This window comes from Gemmiger sp. An120 (assembly GCF_002160955.1).
Taxonomy (GTDB): Bacteria; Bacillota; Clostridia; order Oscillospirales; family Ruminococcaceae; genus Gemmiger_A; species Gemmiger_A avium.
Window position 1 is genome coordinate 1 of the sequence record NZ_NFLN01000001.1, and the last position, 19760, is coordinate 19760.

General features: G+C 59.8%; 15 protein-coding genes, 3 tRNA genes, 2 rRNA genes and 1 pseudogene. 18 read left to right on the forward strand and 3 right to left on the reverse strand.

The window, feature by feature from the left end; all coding sequences use genetic code 11:
• The 8 genes from B5E65_RS00005 to B5E65_RS00040 all read left to right on the forward strand — a co-directional run.
• Positions 1-1317, forward strand: a 23S ribosomal RNA gene (locus B5E65_RS00005); the annotation flags it as partial.
• A gap of 119 nt (positions 1318-1436) precedes the next feature.
• Positions 1437-1553, forward strand: a 5S ribosomal RNA gene (rrf, locus tag B5E65_RS00010).
• Positions 1554-1595: 42 nt separating this feature from the next.
• Positions 1596-1670: transfer RNA gene (locus B5E65_RS00015), tRNA-Glu, on the forward strand.
• Between the two features lie 3 nt (positions 1671-1673).
• Positions 1674-1749 (forward strand) — tRNA-Lys (locus B5E65_RS00020).
• Between the two features lie 557 nt (positions 1750-2306).
• Complete coding sequence (locus B5E65_RS00025; RefSeq protein ID WP_158098467.1) at positions 2307-2870, forward strand: TetR/AcrR family transcriptional regulator; 564 nt, start codon at positions 2307-2309, stop codon at positions 2868-2870.
• 3 nt (positions 2871-2873) lie between these two features.
• Positions 2874-5276, forward strand: a complete 2403-nt coding sequence (locus B5E65_RS00030; RefSeq protein ID WP_087169737.1) for a glycoside hydrolase family 2 protein — start codon at positions 2874-2876, stop codon at positions 5274-5276.
• Positions 5248-6594 (forward strand): glycoside-pentoside-hexuronide (GPH):cation symporter, encoded by a 1347-nt coding sequence (locus B5E65_RS00035; protein ID WP_087169738.1) that lies wholly within the window; start codon positions 5248-5250, stop codon positions 6592-6594. Before B5E65_RS00030 ends, B5E65_RS00035 begins: the two co-directional genes overlap by 29 nt.
• Complete coding sequence (locus B5E65_RS00040; RefSeq protein WP_087169739.1) at positions 6591-8954, forward strand: alpha-galactosidase; 2364 nt, start codon at positions 6591-6593, stop codon at positions 8952-8954. Before B5E65_RS00035 ends, B5E65_RS00040 begins: the two co-directional genes overlap by 4 nt.
• A gap of 45 nt (positions 8955-8999) precedes the next feature.
• Here B5E65_RS00040 and B5E65_RS00045 read toward each other — a convergent pair whose 3' ends face one another.
• The 3 genes and pseudogenes from B5E65_RS00045 to B5E65_RS00055 form a co-directional block, all read right to left on the reverse strand.
• The gene (locus B5E65_RS00045; protein WP_087169740.1) at positions 9000-9965 is read right to left on the reverse strand and encodes a calcium/sodium antiporter; all 966 of its coding nucleotides are present in this window, start codon (positions 9963-9965) and stop codon (positions 9000-9002) included.
• A 183-nt stretch (positions 9966-10148) separates the two neighbouring features.
• Positions 10149-10802: pseudogene (gene catA / locus B5E65_RS00050) on the reverse strand (type A chloramphenicol O-acetyltransferase).
• Positions 10803-10862: 60 nt separating this feature from the next.
• Positions 10863-10938 (reverse strand) — tRNA-Ala (locus B5E65_RS00055).
• Between the two features lie 139 nt (positions 10939-11077).
• On the opposite strand from B5E65_RS00055, the gene B5E65_RS00060 reads away from it, so the two are divergent.
• The 10 genes from B5E65_RS00060 (at position 11078) to ispG (ending at position 19752) form a co-directional block, all read left to right on the forward strand.
• On the forward strand, positions 11078-11479 hold the full coding sequence (locus B5E65_RS00060) for a hypothetical protein (RefSeq protein WP_087169741.1): 402 nt from the start codon (positions 11078-11080) through the stop codon (positions 11477-11479).
• 21 nt (positions 11480-11500) lie between these two features.
• On the forward strand, positions 11501-12244 hold the full coding sequence (locus B5E65_RS00065) for a response regulator (protein ID WP_087169742.1): 744 nt from the start codon (positions 11501-11503) through the stop codon (positions 12242-12244).
• Between the two features lie 28 nt (positions 12245-12272).
• Entirely contained in the window at positions 12273-13088 is an 816-nt protein-coding gene (locus B5E65_RS00070; protein ID WP_087169743.1) for a sensor histidine kinase, read from the forward strand.
• Positions 13089-13242: 154 nt separating this feature from the next.
• Positions 13243-13950, forward strand: a complete 708-nt coding sequence (gene pyrH, locus B5E65_RS00075; protein ID WP_087169744.1) for a UMP kinase — start codon at positions 13243-13245, stop codon at positions 13948-13950.
• Between the two features lie 82 nt (positions 13951-14032).
• Complete coding sequence (frr, locus tag B5E65_RS00080) at positions 14033-14587, forward strand: ribosome recycling factor (RefSeq protein ID WP_087169745.1); 555 nt, start codon at positions 14033-14035, stop codon at positions 14585-14587.
• Positions 14588-14774: 187 nt separating this feature from the next.
• On the forward strand, positions 14775-15488 hold the full coding sequence (gene uppS, locus B5E65_RS00085) for a polyprenyl diphosphate synthase (RefSeq protein WP_087169746.1): 714 nt from the start codon (positions 14775-14777) through the stop codon (positions 15486-15488).
• 40 nt (positions 15489-15528) lie between these two features.
• Complete coding sequence (locus tag B5E65_RS00090) at positions 15529-16401, forward strand: phosphatidate cytidylyltransferase (RefSeq protein WP_087169747.1); 873 nt, start codon at positions 15529-15531, stop codon at positions 16399-16401.
• A 10-nt stretch (positions 16402-16411) separates the two neighbouring features.
• Complete coding sequence (gene dxr / locus B5E65_RS00095; protein ID WP_087169748.1) at positions 16412-17560, forward strand: 1-deoxy-D-xylulose-5-phosphate reductoisomerase; 1149 nt, start codon at positions 16412-16414, stop codon at positions 17558-17560.
• A gap of 49 nt (positions 17561-17609) precedes the next feature.
• Entirely contained in the window at positions 17610-18683 is a 1074-nt protein-coding gene (gene rseP, locus B5E65_RS00100; protein ID WP_087169749.1) for an RIP metalloprotease RseP, read from the forward strand.
• A 22-nt stretch (positions 18684-18705) separates the two neighbouring features.
• Positions 18706-19752 (forward strand): flavodoxin-dependent (E)-4-hydroxy-3-methylbut-2-enyl-diphosphate synthase, encoded by a 1047-nt coding sequence (gene ispG, locus B5E65_RS00105; RefSeq protein WP_087169750.1) that lies wholly within the window; start codon positions 18706-18708, stop codon positions 19750-19752.
• Positions 19753-19760: the final 8 nt, after the last annotated feature.

Sequence of the window (19760 nt, forward strand, 5' to 3'; positions counted from 1 at the left end):
CGAAGTCCAGCATGGAGAGAGGCGAGAAAAGCCATGTGTATTTGTCAGGCGCCCGTACCGCAAACCGACACAGGTAGGTAGGAAGAAGATTCTAAGGCCAACGGGAGAAGGGTTGTTAAGGAACTCGGCAAGTTGACCCCGTAACTTCGGGAGAAGGGGTGCTCAGAGATGAGCCGCAGAGAATAGGCCCAAGCAACTGTTTAGCAAAAACACAGGTCTGTGCTAAATCGAAAGATGACGTATACGGGCTGACACCTGCCCGGTGCTGGAAGGTTAAGGGGATCTGTGCAAGCAGAGAACTGAAGCCCCAGTAAACGGCGGCCGTAACTATAACGGTCCTAAGGTAGCGAAATTCCTTGTCAGGTAAGTTCTGACCCGCACGAATGGTGTAATGATTTGGGCACTGTCTCAACAGCCCGCCCGGCGAAATTGTAGTACCGGTGAAGATGCCGGTTACCCGCGACAAGACGGAAAGACCCCATGGAGCTTTACTGTAGCCTAATATTGGGTTTCGATATTGTATGTACAGGATAGGTGGGAGGCTAGGAAACAGTGGCGTCAGCTGCTGCGGAGCCGACCTTGGGATACCACCCTTGCGATATTGGAATTCTAACCTGCGGCCCTGAATCGGGTCGGGGGACATTGTTAGGTGGGCAGTTTGACTGGGGCGGTCGCCTCCTAAAGCGTAGCGGAGGCGTTCAAAGGTTGGCTCAGCTTGGACGGAAACCAAGCAAGAGAGTGCAAACGCAAAAGCCAGCCTAACTGCGAGACCGACGGGTCGAGCAGTAACGAAAGTTGGAGTTAGTGATCCGGTGGTATGTGAGTGGAAATGCCATCGCTCAACGGATAAAAGTTACCCTGGGGATAACAGGCTGATCTCCCCCAAGAGTCCACATCGACGGGGAGGTTTGGCACCTCGATGTCGGCTCATCGCATCCTGGGGCTGTATTCGGTCCCAAGGGTTTGGCTGTTCGCCAATTAAAGCGGTACGCGAGCTGGGTTCAGAACGTCGTGAGACAGTTCGGTCCCTATCTGTCGTGGGCGCAGGATATTTGATGGGATCTGTCCCTAGTACGAGAGGACCGGGATGGACGCACCTCTGGTGCACCAGTTGTCACGCCAGTGGCACAGCTGGGCAGCTATGTGCGGATCGGATAAACGCTGAAAGCATCTAAGCGTGAAGCCGGCCCAAAGATAAGATATCCCACTGAGTCAATCAGGTAAGACCCCTTGAAGACTACAAGGTTGATAGGCACAAGGTGTAAGCGTGGTGACACGTTCAGCCAGCGTGTACTAATAGGTCGAGGGCTTGACCACAAAGGCTAAGAAGGTACTCCAGTTGCCAAGCAGAACTTGCTGTTCAGTTTTGAAGGCGCATCGCGCTTTCACCAAAAGAGAATATGTTAGGCCAGGCTGAACGAGGTTTAGCATATACGGCCGGTGCCGATGACGCAGAGGTCCCACCTGTTCCCATTCCGAACACAGTAGTTAAGCTCTGTCGTGCCGAAGATAGTTGGTTGGAGACGACCCGCAAAAATAGGTAGGCGCCGGCTTTCTCTTTTAAAGCCGTACGGGTAACACCGTACGGCACATATGGCCCGTTGGTCAAGCGGTCAAGACGGCGGCCTCTCACGCCGCAAACGGGAGTTCGATTCTCCCACGGGTCACCATATGCGCTTCTAGCTCAGTTGGTAGAGCAGCTGACTCTTAATCAGCGGGCCCAGGGTTCGAGTCCCTGGAAGCGCACCAAATAAAAAAGCCACCCAATTTGGGTGGCTTTTTTTGTTTGGTGCTGCTTCCCCCACGGGAAACTGGTCGTTTCCCGTGGGGCGGACTCACGCTTCGCCTGTGGCTCGCGTTCGTCTCGCAGGGACTCTCGGCCTAACCGACCTTCCACCGGCAGGTCGGTCTTGACGGCCTCGTCTGGAAGCGCACCAGGCTTGCGGCGGACGGATGACGGGCGGCTTCACCGTTCGCGCTGCGCGCTCCGGTTCAGCTCGCAGGGACTCTCGGCCTAACCGACCTTCCACCGGAAGGTCGGTCTTAACGGCCTCGTCTGGAAGCGCACCAGGTTTGCGTCCGAGAGATGAATTACAGGCTTTTGAAGAGTTCTTTGGCCCGAATCTTTTTTAAGTATGATCCTGGCAATATAAACAAATCGATTCATCGCTTTTTGGCAAGAAGCGATGAATTTTTTTTGCCGGATTGCAAGCTTGGTGGTGCCACAGTATAATGAAACCAAATGGAAACTAAAAATTGAAATCTGGTTTCCTAAAGGGCGAAAACAGAAAGGAGGCCTGCGAAGCATGGAACTTTATGAGCGTTGCCTGGAGAAAACGATGGAACTTGTCTCGGAGCAAGGTACGCACTTTACCATGAGTGAACTGGCCGCTTCCCTGGGTATCAGCAAAAAAACCGTGTATCAAATGTTTGAAAGTAAGGAAGAGCTTCTTTTAGCGGTGGCAGAGCATGGTTTTACCCAGATCAAGCAATGCGAGCAACGAATTTTGCAGGATCCGGCCCTCTCATTGACTGAAAAGATCCGGCGGCTGATTATCGTATTGCCGGAGCAGTATCAGAAGGTGAACTGGTACCGGGTGGAGGTTGTAGCGGAGAAATATCCTGCTGTCTATCGCTGTATTCGCCGCCATCTGGAAACCGGTTGGGAGCCCACACTGGCTCTGCTGCAGCAGGGCATTGACGAGGGTGAACTGGAACCGTTTTCTTTGCCGGTTTTTCAGGGAATGGTCATCGGCAGTATGGAATACTTCCTGACAGCTCCGGCGTTTCCAGAGAGCGGAATGAGCTATCAGCAGGCACTGGATGCCATGATGGATGTGCTGATGAAAGGAATTGAACGGAGGACCTGACCTATGCAGTATCCCATGAATGATAATTGGTTTTTTACCCCGTGCTATTCGGATGATTTGCGCCAGGCGAAACCCGGCTCGTTGCCGGATACACTGGAGGTTGTCCGTATTCCGCATACCACTACAATGTTGCAGGCGAACTACTCCCCGGAAGAGGACTACCAGCGGGAGAGTGCCTATCTGCACATTCTTACACCACCGGCTGCCTGGCGGGGGCGTCGGGTACAACTTCGTTTTGGCGCAGCAGCTCATCAGGCAGAGGTGTTCCTGAATGGCGTTTCCCTGTACACCCACTCCTGCGGATACACGGCGTTCACGGTAGACTTAACAGACCACCTTCGATTTGAAGAAGAGAACCTCATTCTGGTGCGGGTAGACAGCCGGGAAACACTGAACATTCCGCCTTTCGGCAAAGCAATCGACTATATGACCTTCGGCGGCCTGTACCGAGAGGTAACGCTGGAGGTGCGCGGTCCTGCCATGCTGGAGAATGTGTTTGTGAATGGCAGTGCGGACGGTGTGTTTTCCGTGTCGTCCGAAGCAGTGGATGCGGATGGCTGTACGCTCCGGGTCCGGGTAACTGACGATCACGGCGCAGAACTCTGGAAAACGGAACAGCCCTTTGTTCCTTCCCTTACCACCTCCTTTCCAAACGTACCGCTCTGGAGCACGGATGCGCCGCGTCTGTGTACGGCCAGACTGGAACTGTGGCGCGACAATCGCCTGATGGATGAGCAGACGGTGCGGTTTGGTTTCCGCACGGTGGATTTCCGGGCAGACGGCCTGTATCTCAATGGGAAGAAAATCAAACTGCGCGGCCTGGACCGTCACCAAAGCTGGCCGTATATGGGCTATGCGGTACCGGATCGCGCGCAGGCGCTGGACGCAGAGATCCTGAAATATGAACTGGGCTGCAACGCCGTGCGTACCAGCCATTATCCGCAAAGCCATGCTTTTCTGGATCGGTGCGATGAGCTGGGGCTGCTGGTCTTTACAGAGATTCCAGGCTGGCAGTATATCGGGGACGAAGCCTGGAAAGATCAGGCAGTCGAGAATGTAAAAGAGATGGTGCTGCAGTATCGCAATCATCCCAGCATCTTTTTGTGGGGTGTCCGGATCAACGAAAGCGCCGATGACGATGCCTTTTATCAGCGTACCAACGCGATGGCCCATCAGCTGGATCCCACCCGTCCCACCGGCGGCGTGCGCAATTTTCCCAAAAGCCATCTGCTGGAGGATGTGTATACCTATAACGATTTTGTCCACAACGGCACAAACAGGGGCTGTGATCCAAAACGAAAGGTTACGCCGGATACAAGCAAAGGGTATCTGGTTTCGGAATACAACGGACACATGTTCCCCACCAAGAGCGGTGACTGGGAAGGCAAACGGCTGGAGCATGCCCTGCGCCACGCCCGTGTGCTGGATGCCGTAGCGGCACAGACGGATATTGCCGGGTGCTTTGGCTGGTGCATGTTTGACTATAACACGCACCAGGACTTCGGCAGCGGTGACCGGGTATGCTACCATGGCGTTCTGGACATGTTCCGGAATCCGAAACCCGCCGCGGCGGTATACGCCGCAGAGGGGAGGAGGGATACCGTTCTGGAAATCAGCAGCACCATGGATATCGGAGAACATCCGGCCGGGGATCTGGGAACCATATATGCGTTTACCAATGCGGATTCGATTCGCCTGTACAAGAACGGAGAATTTGTGCGGGAGTTCTTCCCCGGAAAAGAATACCCGCATATGGAGCATCCGCCCATCCCGATTGACGACCGGATCGGCAGCCTGCTGGAGGAAAAAGAAGGCTTTTCTCCCTCGGTGGCCAAGCAGCTTCGGCAGTGCTTGCTGGCGGCGGCCAAATATGGAACCGGCGCACTGCCGCCGCGGATTCTGCTGCTGGCAGCTAAACTCATGCTGATAAACCGGCTTACCTATCAGCAGGCGGTGGACCTGTTTGGCAAATACGTGGCCGGCTGGGGCGAAATTGCTACCAGCTGGCGGTTTGAAGCAATCCGGAACGGCCAGCCGGTTGCACAGCAGGTGCGGGAACCGGTGCAGCGAATCAGGCTGGAAGTCCGCTCGGATACACAGATCCTGACCGAGCGAAATACCTGGGACATGGCCACCGTACGTATCCGGGCGGTGGATCAGAATGGCTGTCTGGCACCTTTTGCCAGCCGGGCCGTGACCCTGACGGTGGAGGGGGACGCGGAACTGATTGGCCCGTCGGCGCTTCCGCTGGAGGGCGGTATGACCGGAACCTATCTGCGCACGCTGGGCCGGGCGGGGCAGGCGACCCTGACCTTACAAGCTGCCGGGATGGAGCCGGTAACCCTGAACTTTACGATTCAGAAAGAGGGGGATTGTGATGCAACACAAGATGCGGCAAACAATTAGTTTTGGAATCGGCGCTGTGGGCAAAGACATGGTCTACGCCCTGGTATCCGGGTTTATTCTGTACTATTACAACACAGTACTGGGGATCAGCGGTACCTTTACCGGTATCATGATGATGGCAGCACGGGTATTTGACGCCTTCAATGATCCGCTGATGGGGGTCATCGTAGAAAAAACCAATACCCGCTTTGGCCGGTATCGTCCCTGGATCTTCACCGGTACGGTGACCAATGCACTGGTTTTGTACGGAATGTTTGCCATGCCGGAAAGCGTTACCGGAACCGGCGTGCTGGTCTACGCCTCGGTGGCCTATGTACTGTGGGGCGTGACCTATACCATGATGGACATCCCGTTCTGGAGCATGATCCCCGCGCTGACAAGCGCAGGCCGGGAACGGGAAAACCTGTCGGTCATCGGCCGTACCAGTGCCGCGGTCGGTTATGCGATACCCACCGTACTTACCATGCTGATTGTGGTGCGGATCGGCGGCAGCGAAAGACAGGGATTTGCACTGTTTGCTGCTGCTATCGCGGTACTGTTCGTGATTACAGAACTGATCTGCGTGCTGGGCATCCGGGAAAAAGCCATCCCGGCCGGCAAAGCGCCCACCATGCGGGAGATGTTCGGCGCCCTGCTTGCCAACGACCAGGCCATGGTGGTGGTTGTGGGGATTATCCTGTTCAACGCCTCCCTGTACCTGACCACCCAGCTGGCCCTGTATTTCTTCAAATATGATATCGGAAACAGTGACCTGTACAGCCTGTTCGGCACCATCGGCGGGGTGGGCCAGATTCTGAGCATGGTCAGCCTGCCGGTACTGCGCCGTCGCTGGAGCAGCAAGACGATTCTGACCGGCTCAATCGGAGTGACCATCTTCGGCTACGCGTTTTTGTTTGTGCTGGGCAGTTTGGGCTCTTCCAACGTTCCGCTGCTGGGGCTGGCCGCCTTTATCATCTACATCGGGTTTGGCCTGGCCACCGTGCTCACCACCGTATTTCTGGCGGATTCGGTGGACTACGGTGAGTGGAAGACAGGACGCCGCAACGAAAGCGTGATCTTCAGCATGCAGACCTTTGTGGTCAAGCTGGCCAGTGCGATCAGTGTGCTGGTGGCGGGCGTGGGCATTGACCTGATCGGCCTGGATACCGAGGCCGCCGTTCAGACGGCGGGTACCCTGCTGGGGCTGCGGGTGCTGATGATTCTGGTGCCGATTGCCGGCCTGCTGGTTTCCATCTTCTATTTCCGCAAAAAATACGCCCTGACCGAGGAGATGAACCGCCGTATTGCGGCTGAACTGAAAGAGAGGCGGGAGCAATGATCCGGCTTGACGGAGATCTGATCTGCCTGGAAACCGATCATACCGGGTATTACATGGCGCGCCGGGGTGCATTGCTGGAGACGCTGCATTATGGTACGAAGATCCAGCCGGATGTGCCGGCCCTGCGAGAAAAAACAGGCGCAGGGTATGGCACGGATGTGGTGGTGGCCGGTGCGGAACCGGACTCGCTGCTGCACCTTTGCCTGGAACTTACCCCGGATGGCCGTGGGGACTTCCGGATGGGCATGGTCAGCGCCCGGTTTGCCGATGGCAGCTCCGTCTGTGACTGGGCCTTTTGCGGGGCGGAACAGCGGGAAGAACCGCTGCCGCCCGCGGGATTGCCCGCCGCCTGGGGCGGTGCGGAGACCCTGGTGAGCACCTTTACCACCACAAAGGGCCTGGAAGCGCAGCTGATCTACACGTTGTACCCGGCCTGTGATGTAATTACCCGTCGGCTGCGGCTGCGCAACACCGGTGATGCCCCGGTAACCATTCTTCGGTGCCTGAGCAGCCAGCTGGATCTGCCCCGCAGGGAGTATACCCTTACCACCTTTACCGGCGCCTGGGCCCGGGAACGCCGTCCACAGGCTGCGCCGCTTACCGAAGGCGTGCGGGAGTTCGGCAGCCGCACCGGCAACTCTTCCCACTATTGCAATCCCTTTTTCCAGCTGGCAGAGCCGGGGGCAGGGGAGGATTCCGGCCGGGTTTACGGCTTTAACCTGATCTACAGCGGCAGCCATCTGGAACGGGTGGAGACCGGCCCCTATGGCAAGACCCGGGTGCTGTCCGGCATCCAGCCGGAGCACTTCAGCTGGACGCTGGCCCCCGGCGAGATGCTGGATACCCCGGAAGCCGTCCTCACCTTTTCCCGGCAGGGAACCGGCGGCGTCAGCCGGAACCTGTACCGGTTCGTGCAGCGGCATATTGTGCGCGGCCCCTGGGCCGACAGGCCCCGTCCGGTTCTGCTCAATAACTGGGAGGCCACCTACTTTGACTTTAACGAGGGAAAACTGCTGCGCCTGGCCAGAGAGGCCAAAAAGCTGGGGATCGAGCTGTTTGTGCTGGATGACGGCTGGTTTGGCAAACGGGATTCGGACACCTGTTCCTTGGGCGATTATACGGTCAACAGCAAAAAGCTGCCCGGCGGACTGGCGGGTCTTGGCCGTAAACTGAACGATCTGGGGCTGGCGTTCGGCCTGTGGGTGGAGCCGGAGATGGTCAGCCCGGACAGCGAGCTCTACCGCAGCCATCCGGATTGGGCGGTGCAGACGCCGGGAATTTCGCCCGCTCTCAGCCGCCATCAGCTGGTGCTGGATCTGTGCCGCCCCGAAGTGCAGGACTACCTGATCGGCCAGCTGAATGCGCTGCTGGATTCCGCGCCTATCCGGTATATCAAATGGGACATGAACCGGCATATGACCGACTGCTACAGCCCGGTGCTGGCAGAACAGGGGCAGTTCAGTCTCTGCTGGATGCAGGGGTTGTACCGGGTGCTGGAACAGGTCACCGGCAGCTATCCGGAGGTTCTGTTTGAAAGCTGTGCCAGCGGCGGCAACCGGTTTGATCTGGGAATGCTCTGCTATATGCCGCAAATCTGGACCAGCGACGACACCGATGCCTGGGAACGGATGAAGATCCAGAGCGGCACCAGCGGCGGATATCCGCAAAGCGTTATGGGCTGCCACGTGGCCGCCTCACCCAACCACCAGACCCTGCGCACCTCCCAGCTGGAGGCCCGCTTTGACGTGGCGGCATTCGGCATATTGGGGTATGAGCTGGACGTGACCCGCCTGTCCCCTGCCGAGAAAAGCGTGGTGGCGGCCCAGATCGCTTTCTACAAACAGCACCGGAAGCTGTTCCAGTTCGGTCAGCTTTACCGGCTGGCATCGCCCTTTGTGCCGGCGGCGGGCGGGGAGTCGTGCGCCTGGATGGTGGTGTCGGACGATAAAACCGAAGCACTGGTGCTGGACGCAGTGGGCCGGATCGAGCCCAACAGCGAAACGCCGCCGCTGCGGCTGGCGGGCCTGGACCCGAACCGGCGGTATCAGGTGGAGTCCCGCGCCCAGAAAATTGATATCCGGGATTTCGGTACCCTGCTCAATGCGGTGCTGCCGGTCAGCGTCAACACCAGTGGCCTGCTGGTTCACGCGGCGGCGGACCGGTATATGCTCGACACCGAAAAGGAGAGCTATACGGCCGCCGGGGACCTTCTCATGGAGGCTGGCCTGCGGCGTAAAGCCCGGTTTGCCGGAACCGGATACAACGAGGAAGTGCGGGTCATGCCGGACTATTCCGCCCGCCTGTATTATCTTACTGCATTGCCCGATGCGCTTCCCGCACCGGAACCGGGCTGGCCATAAAAAACGGGCCGCTGTCCTTTCCGACAGCGGCCCGTTTTTGACAGATTAAATGCTGAACTGGATCGCGCAGAATACCGCGTAGATGGCCAGCAGAACGATTCCCTGTACCCGGCTCAGCTTGCCGCGCAACAGGGCGGGCACGGTGAGCAGCAGCATTACGGCGAACATCACCGGGATGTCCATGACCAGCGAGGCGTTATGGCCGGCAATCTGGGCCGTCTGGGGGATGCTGAAGGGGGCCAGTGCCACCGACACACCGCTTACCAGCACCAGATTGAACAGGTTCGCGCCGATGATGTTGCCCAGCGAGAGAGCGCTGTGCCCTTTAACAAGCGAGGTGATAGCGGTAACCAGTTCCGGCAGGGAAGTACCCAGCGCCACAAAGGTCAGCGCAATCACCGATTCCGGCACGCCCAGCGCCTGGGCAATCAGGGTGCCGTTGTCCACCAGCAGATTGGCGCCGATGGCAATCAACACCGCGCCTACCACCAGCAAAATCAGTTCCCGGGAAAGCGGTTCCGTCTCAGCAGCCGGTTCCTCTGGTGCGGCAGCGGCCGGTTTGGCGGTCATCTGCCGCACGGTCATGACCATGTACACCACAAACAGTGCCAGCAGGATCAGGCCGGCTGCCCGGCTGAAATACCCGGTGGTGTAGGCGATCCCCGCGTAGAACAGCGCCGCCAGGAAGAAGAAGATCACCGGTGTGCGCAGGCTTTTGGGATCGACCTTGCCGGGCCGAACCGCAATGGTGAGGGCGGCGATCAGGGCCGTGTTGCAGATAATCGAGCCGATGGCGTTGCCATAGGCGATCTCTCCGTGCCCGCCCAGCGCCGAGGTGGTGGAGACCATAACCTCCGGCAGGGTGGTGCCGATGGAGACCACGGTGGCACCGATCAGCAGTTCGGGCAGATGAAAACGGCGGGCGATGCCGGTGGCACCGTCCACAAACCAGTCGCCGCCCTTGATCAGGCAGACCAGCCCTACGCAAAACAACAGAACAGGAACGATCATGAAGCATTCTCCTTTTTGGCAGCATGGGGCAGATCCCTGCAAAGAGTCTGGCTGCTGCGTGTTTCCCTACTATAGCAAACCGGCGGCCGGATGTCGAGAGAAAAATCGTAAACGATTTATGGCCTTTTATAATGTTATGAAACTTTTCTCCGCCCTATTCCGTCCGCCCTGTAATCCGGCTGGTTACACCGGTTCACCGGCCGCAAAAATACCCTCCTGCCGGATCAGTTCCTGCAGTTCGTTGATGAAACGGCACAGATGGAATCCGTCGCATACGCCGTGGTGCACCTGTACAGACAGCGGCAGCCAGTACCGGTCTTCCTGCTGGTAAAACTTTCCCATGGTAAAGATCGGCAGCAGATACCCGGCCCCGTTGGGGAGATTCAGGTTGAAGCCGTCAAAGGTCGTCCAGGGGATCATCGAAACGGGAAAGCTGTTGGCCGGTGTGCCTGGCTTGGCTTCCAGCCCCGGATTCTGGCCATAGCACTGCAGGTCCTGCTGATACGCATGCAAAAACTCCGAAAAACGGGGATGGTACTCCGTCCAGATATTGGAAAAGGTCTCGGTATCCTTATGAAAAATAGTATAACAGGGCACCATGTCGGAGAATACTCCCACATTGCCTGCCTCATCCAGGGATGTGCGGAACTCGGCGTGGCGGTTCACCACCGTGCAGAGGGCGTACAGCATGGCCGGATACAGCTTTACGCCCTGCTAGCGGATCGGCGTGATATCCAGCTTGACCGTCATGCTGTAGGTACAGGGAACAGCGTGGAAGTAATGGTTGAAGCACGCATCCCGGGGCCAGCTGCGCCGGTCAATCCGTTGGAATTCCATAAAAACCGCCTTTCTTCCGGAAAATGTAAAATGCCCCGGTCACCGACCGGGGCATTTTCATGGTGGACCTGGAGGGATTCGAACCCTTGACCTCTGCGATGCGAACGCAGCGCTCTCCCAACTGAGCTACAGGCCCACGGCACTTGATGAGTATAAAGCATCCGGCAGAATTTGTCAAGGGGTTTCCAAAAAGAATTTTGCCTGTGCGGAAATTTCGCGGCAGGAACAGCCGCCCGGTACGCCTCTGATGCCGGCAGCAAAAGGGCGAAAGCGGTATGGCGCGGAAAGCGGTGACGAAAAAAGACGATTTTTTCTGCTTGCAGCCGGGCGGCGGCCGGGGTATCCTCAGAAGGGGAACCTTGCAAAGAAAATTCCATGTGAGGCAGGAGTTGTTTTGGATGAAAGAAAAGGAGATTTGTCGGTTCGTGCGCTCATTTTCTTCGCTGGGGCACTTGCAGGCAGAGGGGAAAATGTTGTATGCTCTATGGCAGGAAGGACCACAGAATTGGCGCATTTGTCTGGAGTACCGGCAGAAAACGGGCGTTCGCACGGATTCCTGCGTGCTCGGTCCGCTGAACAGGCTGGCCGCCGTACAGCTTCTTCAATGTCTGTATGAAAACGCCGTCCCGCTGGAGAACTGGCAGGACGTGCTGCACGAGCTGATGCAAAAATTCTGATGGAAAGGCGGCGCGAAAGGAATGGGCGGAACAGATTGCCGGTGGCCCGCACTTGACCTGTATCTCGCGGAAAACAACCTGCAGCAGCTGGGCCTGCTGGCAGATTACTTTTCCATGCGTCCCGAATTTGCGGTTCGGGGCACATTCACCGAGGGCAGTGTGCTGCTCAGCGCCCTGCGGGAGCGTCCGGTGGATCTGGTGATTACCTCGCTGGAACTGCGGGGCGATATGGATGCCCGGGAACTGCTGGTGGCGATGGGGCAGGCGGAACTGCTCTGCCCGCCCCGCGTGATCGTTGTGTTCGACGCGGAGCTGCCCGCGCTGCAGGCGCGGTGCCTGCAGGCCGGGGCGGACTACTATCTGGTCAAGCCCTACACCCTGCAGCGCCTGGCCAGCCGCGCGCTGGATGTATGCGAAAGCTTTGCGGCCGACGGGCAGGACCCGCTGGACGTCTGGCTCATACGGATGGGCCTGCGTCCCGGCGACAGCTTTTACAGCTGCTTCCGCTGCTGTCTGCAGGCGGCCATGGCCTGCGGCCCCGATTTCGCGCTGCTCAAAGAGGTCTACATACCCGCTGCCCAGGCTGGCAGCGTCAGTGTATCCGCGGTGGATACCAGCATGCGGCGGGCGCTGAAAATCCTGGAAACCCGGAATACGCCGCTGTATCGTCAGATGGCCGAACATTTCGGGCGGGAGCATCCCGGCAAACGGATGACCAGCAAAGCATTGCTGGAGCGTCTGGCCGGTCTGGCGCGGGGCGGGTGATACTGCGTATTTGCGGAGGAAATGAAGTATGGACGACCCCAAAACCGTACAGGATCAGGACGCGCAGCGCCGGGAGCAGGCATTTTTAAGCGGGTTCTGTCAGGATATGGAAAGCCCGCTGAACGTAATCCTTACCGGCGCCGAATTTCTGGCCGAGGCCGCGCGCCGCAGCCCCGGCTGCTATACCCCCCAGCAGGAACACGCGCTGCAGAGCATTCAGGACAGCGCGGCGGTGCTGGGCCGTATGGCGGAAAATATTCTGGACGCCTACCAGTGCCTGAGCGCCGGCGCAGCGGTCCGTCCGCAGGCTGTGGAACTGGTCTCCCACCTGGAACGGCTGGCGCAGCTGGTAGCGCCCTGCGCGGCACGCCAGGGGGTGGCGCTTGCTTTCTCCGCCGGGACGCAGTCGCTGGCGGTCATGACGGACCGTATCCTGGCCGACCGGGTGGTGCTGAACCTGCTTTCCAACGCGGTGTACCACGGCGGCGCCCGGGGCCATGTCTGGATGGAACTGGAACCCGGCGAAGACAAGCACCTTCTCCGGGTGCGGGACGACGGGCCGGGCCTGCCCGCCGCGCTGGCTGACCGGCTGAACAGCGAACAGCCGTTTTCCCCGCCGTCTACCCGGGGCAGCGGTCTGGGGCTGTATCTCTGCCGGGAGTTCTGCAAGGCGCTGGGCTGGCATATGTATATTACCGGCAGCCCGCAGGGGACCAGCGCGGAACTGACGATTCCCTCCGGCTGGGATGCCGCCGGGGAGCTGCATTCCTCGCCGGTGTCCGCCATGCTGGAAGCGGACGATATGCGCCGGATGGTCCAGCGGGAGTTTGCACAGCAAAAATGAGCACCTTGAACGGGTGGGACGTTGCATCGTTCCCGCCCGTTTTTTCTTTGCCTGGCATGCCGCGCCGTCCCGGTGCGGTTTTGGTGTTTACTTTGTCGTAGGTTTATTGTAAAATAAAAGAAATCAAATCCAAGGAAACGGTGGATGAACAAGTATGGCGATACGATACAAACGGATTCTGCTCAAACTCAGCGGCGAAGCCCTGGCCGGCGACAAGGGCGTCGGCTTTGACGAGCCCACCCTGGAAGCAATCTGCCGGGGCATCAAACAGGCCCGGGATCTGGGGGCCCAGATCGGCATTGTGGTAGGCGGCGGAAACTTCTGGCGCGGCCGTTCCAGCGGCAAGATGGAGCGTACCTGTGCCGACAAGATCGGGATGCTGGCCACCATCATGAACTGCCTGGCGGTGGCCGACGCGCTGGAGCAGCAGGGGATGGAAACCTGCGTGATGAGCTCGCTGGCGATGCCCCAGGTGGCCCAGCCCTTTACCCGCGGCGAGGCGGTGCGCAACCTGGAAGCCGGCCGCATCGTGCTGTTTGGCGGCGGCACCGGCAACCCGTTCTTCTCCACCGACAGTGCGTCTGCCTTGCGGGCCGCGGAGATCGGCGCCGACGTGATGTTCAAGGCCACCATGGTGGACGGCGTTTACAACAAGGATCCGAAGAAATACCCGGATGCGGTGAAGTACGACACCCTTACCTTCAGCAAGGTGCTGGAGGAGAAGCTGGGCGTGATGGACGCCACCGCCGCGGCGCTGTGCCGGGATACCCATATGCCGGTGCTGGTGTTCGACATGCGCGACCCGGACAACATTGCCCGTGCCGTGCAGGGCGATGAGATCGGCACCCTGGTGCAGGAATAAAAGACAAAACGGGCGCATCCGGCCGCCCTTGCTGTAAAACCGGAACCGCGCAACCGACTTTGATCACAAAAGGAGAATCAACATGAGCGAAATGACCAAGGTTTACGAGGAAAAAATGTCCCAGAGCATCCGCCATCTGGAAAAGGAGCTGGCCGCCGTGCGTGCCGGCCGCGCCAATCCCGCCGTGCTGGATAAGCTGACGGTGGACTACTACGGCACCCCCACCCCGGTGCAGCAGGTGGCGGCGGTGGCGGTAGCCGAAGCCCGCATCCTGACCATCACCCCCTGGGACGCCTCGCTGCTGCGCGCGATCGAGAAGGCGATCCAGACCAGCGACATCGGCATCAACCCCACCAACGACGGCCGTGTGATCCGTCTGGTGTTCCCCGCCCCCACCGAGGAGCGGCGCAAGCAGCTGGCCAAGGACGTGCAGAAGATGGGCGAAGAGGCCAAGGTGGCGGTGCGCAACGTGCGCCGCGACGCGCTGGATAAGTTCAAGGCTGCCAAGAAGGCGGGCGAAGTCACCGAGGACGACCTGAAGAAGCTGGAAGAACAGATGCAGAAGGCTACCGACAAGGCCGTCAAGGAGATTGACAAGGTCTGCGAGGAGAAGAACCGGGAGATCATGGAGATCTGACCGTTCCCGCTGACGGACAGTACAAGGGCACGGTCTTTACGGCCGAGCATGGAGGAGGAAACCCGCCGGGGCGCTGCGGTACAAATTGCCCCGATACGGGGCGGTACGGCGCGCACAGAGGCGCTTTCCTGCTTTGTGCTCGGCGCTTTGTATGTGAAGCCGTCCCGCAACGAAAGGAGCTGGCAGCATGGAGCATGCGGCGGATTTTGCCCGGGGCTTAAGCATCGGCATTATTATGGACGGCAACGGCCGCTGGGCCAAAAAGCGGGGCCTGCCCCGCACCGCAGGCCACAAGCGGGGCGCGGAAGTGTTCCAGGATATCACCCGCTACTGCAACGAGCTGGGGGTGGCCTCGGTCTATTTCTATGCGTTCTCCACCGAGAACTGGCGCCGTCCCGCCGAGGAGGTGGGCGCGATCATGCGTCTGTTCGGGGATTACCTGATCAAGGCCTTTGACTACGAAAAAGAAAACAACCGGGTGGTCTTTCTCGGGGACCGCACCGCCCTGTCGGCGGAATACCAGCGCAAAATGAACGAGATCGAAACCCGAACCGCCCGCAACACCGGCATGGTGCTGAACGTGGCGGTGAACTATGGCGGGCGGCAGGAGATTGCCCGGGCGGCCCGCCTGCTGGCGGAAGAGGTGCGCCAGGGCACCCTGCAGCCGGAGCAGATCACCGAGCAGCTGCTCAGCGACCGGATGTATACCGCCGGTCAGAAAGACCCGGACTTCATCCTGCGTCCCAGCGGGGAAAAGCGCCTGTCCAACTTCATGCTGTGGCAGGCCGCCTATTCCGAACTGGTGGAGATGGATGTGCTCTGGCCGGACTTTACCCGCCATGACCTGGATCTTGCCATTGAGGAGTTCAACCGGCGCTCCCGCCGGTTTGGCGGCATCTGATGCGGGAAATACTACCTATACCGAAAGTGGGGGAGCCTATTTGAAAACGCGAATCATCACATCTGCTGTGGCGCTGGTTGTTCTGGCGCTGGTGCTGGTGTTGTTTGACAGCGTCCTGTTCAATCTGATCGTGGCCGCCGTGTGTCTGCTGGCCGAGTGGGAGATCTATCACGCCTTTGGCTTTGGCCGCCGTGAATGGATCGTGTTCGCACCGTTGGTGCCCTATACCGTGCTGGTGATGGTGTCCACGATGCCGGCCGCCTGGGCCGTGCTGCTGCCCTGCTCGCTGCTGGTGGCATTGTATCTGTGCGTCTGCCTGCTCTGGCGGCATGCGGAACTGGATTTTGCCCGGATGAGCGGCGTGGTCTGCTTTTCGGGGCTGGTGATCCTGTGTTTCTATTCGCTGGTCTACCTCAAGCATCTCCTTCCCATGGAACAGTACGGCAGCGACGCCATCTATTTTATCCTGCTGATCCTGGGTATGGCCTGGGGCGGCGATTCGGCGGCTTACTTTACCGGCCGTTTCCTGGGCAAGCATAAGCTGGCCCCGGTGGTCAGCCCCCACAAAACGGTGGAGGGCGCCATCGGCGGGGTGTTCGGCTCCATGCTGCTGGCGGTGGTGATCACCGTTATCTATGAGCAGATCGGCGGGCTGTACAGCCTGATGTTCAGCGGCGTGGGGATTACCTGGCGCACCTATCTGCTTATCGCGGTGATGGGCGCTATCGGTTCCGGCCTGGGTATCCTGGGCGATCTGTTCGCCTCAGTGGTCAAGCGCCAGCAGGGCATCAAGGACTACGGAAAAATTTTCCCCGGCCACGGCGGCATTTTGGACCGGTTCGACAGCGTAATGTTTATTGCTCCCTTTGTAACGCTGGCGGTCACGCTGCTGTTCTACCGGGTGGCACAGTGAGGTGCAGACAATGAGCAAGACAATCACATTGCTGGGCTCCACCGGCTCCATCGGCACCCAGAGCCTGGACGTGATCCGGGCGCAGGGATACCGGGTACATGGCCTGGCTGCCAATTCCCGGGTGGAGATGCTGGCGCAGCAGGTGCAGGAATTCCAGCCCGACTGGGTAGCGGTGGTGGACGAAGCTGCCGCCGATAAAATGGAAAGCCTGCTGGCGGGGATGCCTTCGCCGCCCCGGTTGCTTCGCGGGCCGGAGGGCCTGATCGAACTGGCCCGCCATCCGGTGGACGCGGTGCTCAACGCGGTGGTGGGCATTGCCGGCCTGGGCGCTACCCTGGCCGCCATCGAGAGCCACAACGACGTGGCCCTGGCCAATAAGGAAAGCCTGGTAACCGGCGGGCACCTGGTCACCGAGGCGGTGCGCCGGAACGGCGTGCACCTGCTGCCGGTGGACAGCGAGCACTCCGCCATTTTCCAGTGCCTGCAGGACGCCCACTCGGCCAAAACCCTAACCAAGATCCTGCTTACCGCCTCCGGCGGGCCGTTCTTCGGCATGAAGCGGGAGCAGTTGGCGGGCAAGACCCGGGCGGATGCCCTCAAGCACCCCAACTGGAACATGGGCGCCAAGATCACCATCGATTCGGCCAGCCTGATGAACAAGGGCCTGGAGCTGATCGAGGCGGTGTGGCTGTTCGGCCTGCCGCCGGAAAAAATCCAGATCGTGGTGCAGCGCCAAAGCATCATCCATTCCATGGTGCAGTTCAGCGACAATTCGGTGCTGGCCCAGCTGGGGGTACCGGATATGCGCATCCCCATCCAGTATGCCCTCACCTGGCCGGAGCGTGTGCCCGGCCCGGCCCCGGAACTGGACTTCACCACCCTCAAACAGCTCACCTTTGACGTGGCGGATGAGGAAACCTTCCGCTGCCTGGCCGCCTGCAAAAAGGCCATCGCCAAGGGCGGCCTGGCCCCCTGCGCGGCCAACGGCGCCAACGAGGAGGCGGTGCGGCTGTTCCTGGAGGACAAGATCGGCTTTTTGGATATCGGCCGCCTGGTGGAAGCCGTGGTGGACAGCGAATCCTTTGGAGGAACCTATACCCTGCCGGACGTATACGAGTGCGACCGGATGGCCCGCAGCTTTGTGCTGGCCCATATTTGACAGAACACCCGGCATTGCGGCTCCGGGGCTGGGAAAGTGAGAGTATGCCATGTCCGCATTGATAACCCTGATCGCCGCCGTGGTGGTATTCGGTTTGGTGATCGCTTTTCATGAATTCGGCCATTTCATTACCGCCAAATGGTGCGGGATTCAGGTCAACGAGTTTTCCATCGGGATGGGCCCGGCGATCTTCTCCCGTATCCGGGGCGGTACCCGGTACAGCATCCGGGCGCTGCCCATCGGCGGCTACGTGAGCATGGAGGGGGAATTCAGCGATGAGGAAGACCCCCTTGCCGACGATGTGCCCGCCGAGCTGAAAACCGGCAAACCCTTTGACCGGGTCAGCATTCCCCGCCGGGCGCTGGTGATGGCCGCCGGCGCCATCATGAACTTTATCCTGGGCTTTCTGGTGCTGGTGGTGCTGCTGAGCGGCCAGGACTATCTGGTCACCCGGCAGGTGGCCCAAATCACCGAGAACTCCGGCGCCCAGATCGCCGGGCTGCAGCTGGGGGATGAGATCTATTCCATCAACGGTCGCCGCTGCTTTGTGGCTTCGGATATCGTCTATGAACTGGAGCGCGCCAGCGGCGGTTCCGCCGATTTCGTCGTCATCCGGGACGGCAAAAAGGTCAGCCTGCCTGGCGTGACCCTGACCACCGTCACCGCTGAGGACGGCAGCACCTACCTGGATATGGGCTTCAAGGTGCTGGCCACCGAAAAAACGGTGGGCGGGGTGCTGTACCAGTCGGTGCAGTATACCGCCTATTACGGACGGTTGGTGTTCCGCAGCCTGGTGGACCTGTTCACCGGCAATGCCAGCGTCAACGACCTGTCCGGCCCGGTGGGCATCGTCAGTGCCATCGGCCAGGCAGCCGCCATGGGCCTGACCGAACTGCTCAGCCTGCTGGCCCTCATCACCATCAACCTGGGCATCATGAACCTGCTGCCCATCCCGGCGCTGGACGGCGGCCGGCTGCTGTTTCTGCTGGTGGAAGCGGTTATCCGCCGGCCCATTCCGGCCAGGTTCCAGATGTGGGTCAACCTGGCGGGGATGGCCTGCCTGCTTCTGCTGATCGCCTTTGCAACCTATAACGATATTGGCCGCCTGCTGTTTTCAGCCTGACCGGCCGGGGAGGTAAAACACTATGGAGCGCGTTCGTAAACGGGAAGTACAGATCGGCAAGGTGCGCATCGGCGGGGACAATCCCATCGCCGTGCAGACCATGCTCAACGTGCCGGTGGCCGACATCGCGGGCAACGTGGCCCAGGCCAGGCGGGTAGCCGAAGCGGGCTGCCAGATCCTGCGGGCCAGCGTGCCCACCCTGGAGGATGTGCGGATCGTGGACGCGGTCAAGAACGCCGTGGACATCCCCTTTGTGGCCGACATCCATTTTGACTACCGCATCGCCCTGGCCTGCGTGGACGCGGGCGCGGATAAAATCCGCATCAATCCGGGCAACATCGGCGCGGACGACCGGGTCAAGGCGGTGGCAAACGCCTGCAACGCCAAAAACATCCCCATCCGCATCGGTGTGAACGCCGGCAGCCTGGAAAAGGAGATCCTGGCCAGGTACGGCGCGCCCACCCCCCAGGCGCTGGTGGAAAGCGCCCTGTACCATGTACGCCTGCTGGAAAAACACGATTTCAACAACATTGTTATCTCTATCAAGTCCAGCAATGTGCCCACCATGATGGAGGCCTACCGTCTGCTCAGCGAAGCCTGTGACTACCCGCTGCACGTGGGGGTTACCGAGGCGGGTACCTACCGGATGGGCCTGATCAAATCCGGCATGGGCATTGGCGGGCTGCTGCTGCAGGGCATCGGCGATACCCTGCGGGTCTCCCTGACCGACGAGCCGGAAAAGGAGGTCCAGGCAGGCTACGACATCCTGCGGGCCGCGGGCTATCCCGTGGCCGGGCCGGAGATTATCAGCTGCCCCACCTGCGGGCGCACCAACATCCCGGTGGCCAAGATCGCCCAGGAAGTGGAAGAACGCCTGCGCGGCTATCACAAGCCGGTCAAGGTAGCCGTAATGGGCTGCGTGGTCAACGGCCCGGGCGAGGCCCGGGAGGCGGACATCGGCATTGCCGGCGGCAAGGACGAGGCGCTGCTCTTTATCCGGGGCGAAAAGATCCGGATGCTGCGGGGCGACATCGTGGGCCAGCTGGTGGACGAGGTCTATAAACTGTAAGCAAGCGG

Coding starts and splice junctions, on each gene's coding strand:
- B5E65_RS00065 (WP_087169742.1), top strand. CDS start 11,501: ATGGGCGGAACAGATTGCCGGTGGCCCGCACTTGACCTGTATCTCGCG.
- frr (WP_087169745.1), top strand. CDS start 14,033: ATGAGCGAAATGACCAAGGTTTACGAGGAAAAAATGTCCCAGAGCATC.
- B5E65_RS00060 (WP_087169741.1), top strand. CDS start 11,078: ATGGCGCGGAAAGCGGTGACGAAAAAAGACGATTTTTTCTGCTTGCAG.
- dxr (WP_087169748.1), top strand. CDS start 16,412: ATGAGCAAGACAATCACATTGCTGGGCTCCACCGGCTCCATCGGCACC.
- B5E65_RS00040 (WP_087169739.1), top strand. CDS start 6,591: ATGATCCGGCTTGACGGAGATCTGATCTGCCTGGAAACCGATCATACC.
- ispG (WP_087169750.1), top strand. CDS start 18,706: ATGGAGCGCGTTCGTAAACGGGAAGTACAGATCGGCAAGGTGCGCATC.
- B5E65_RS00030 (WP_087169737.1), top strand. CDS start 2,874: ATGCAGTATCCCATGAATGATAATTGGTTTTTTACCCCGTGCTATTCG.
- B5E65_RS00035 (WP_087169738.1), top strand. CDS start 5,248: ATGCAACACAAGATGCGGCAAACAATTAGTTTTGGAATCGGCGCTGTG.
- B5E65_RS00045 (WP_087169740.1), bottom strand. CDS start 9,965: ATGATCGTTCCTGTTCTGTTGTTTTGCGTAGGGCTGGTCTGCCTGATC.
- rseP (WP_087169749.1), top strand. CDS start 17,610: ATGTCCGCATTGATAACCCTGATCGCCGCCGTGGTGGTATTCGGTTTG.
- B5E65_RS00070 (WP_087169743.1), top strand. CDS start 12,273: ATGGACGACCCCAAAACCGTACAGGATCAGGACGCGCAGCGCCGGGAG.
- uppS (WP_087169746.1), top strand. CDS start 14,775: ATGGAGCATGCGGCGGATTTTGCCCGGGGCTTAAGCATCGGCATTATT.
- pyrH (WP_087169744.1), top strand. CDS start 13,243: ATGGCGATACGATACAAACGGATTCTGCTCAAACTCAGCGGCGAAGCC.
- B5E65_RS00025 (WP_158098467.1), top strand. CDS start 2,307: ATGGAACTTTATGAGCGTTGCCTGGAGAAAACGATGGAACTTGTCTCG.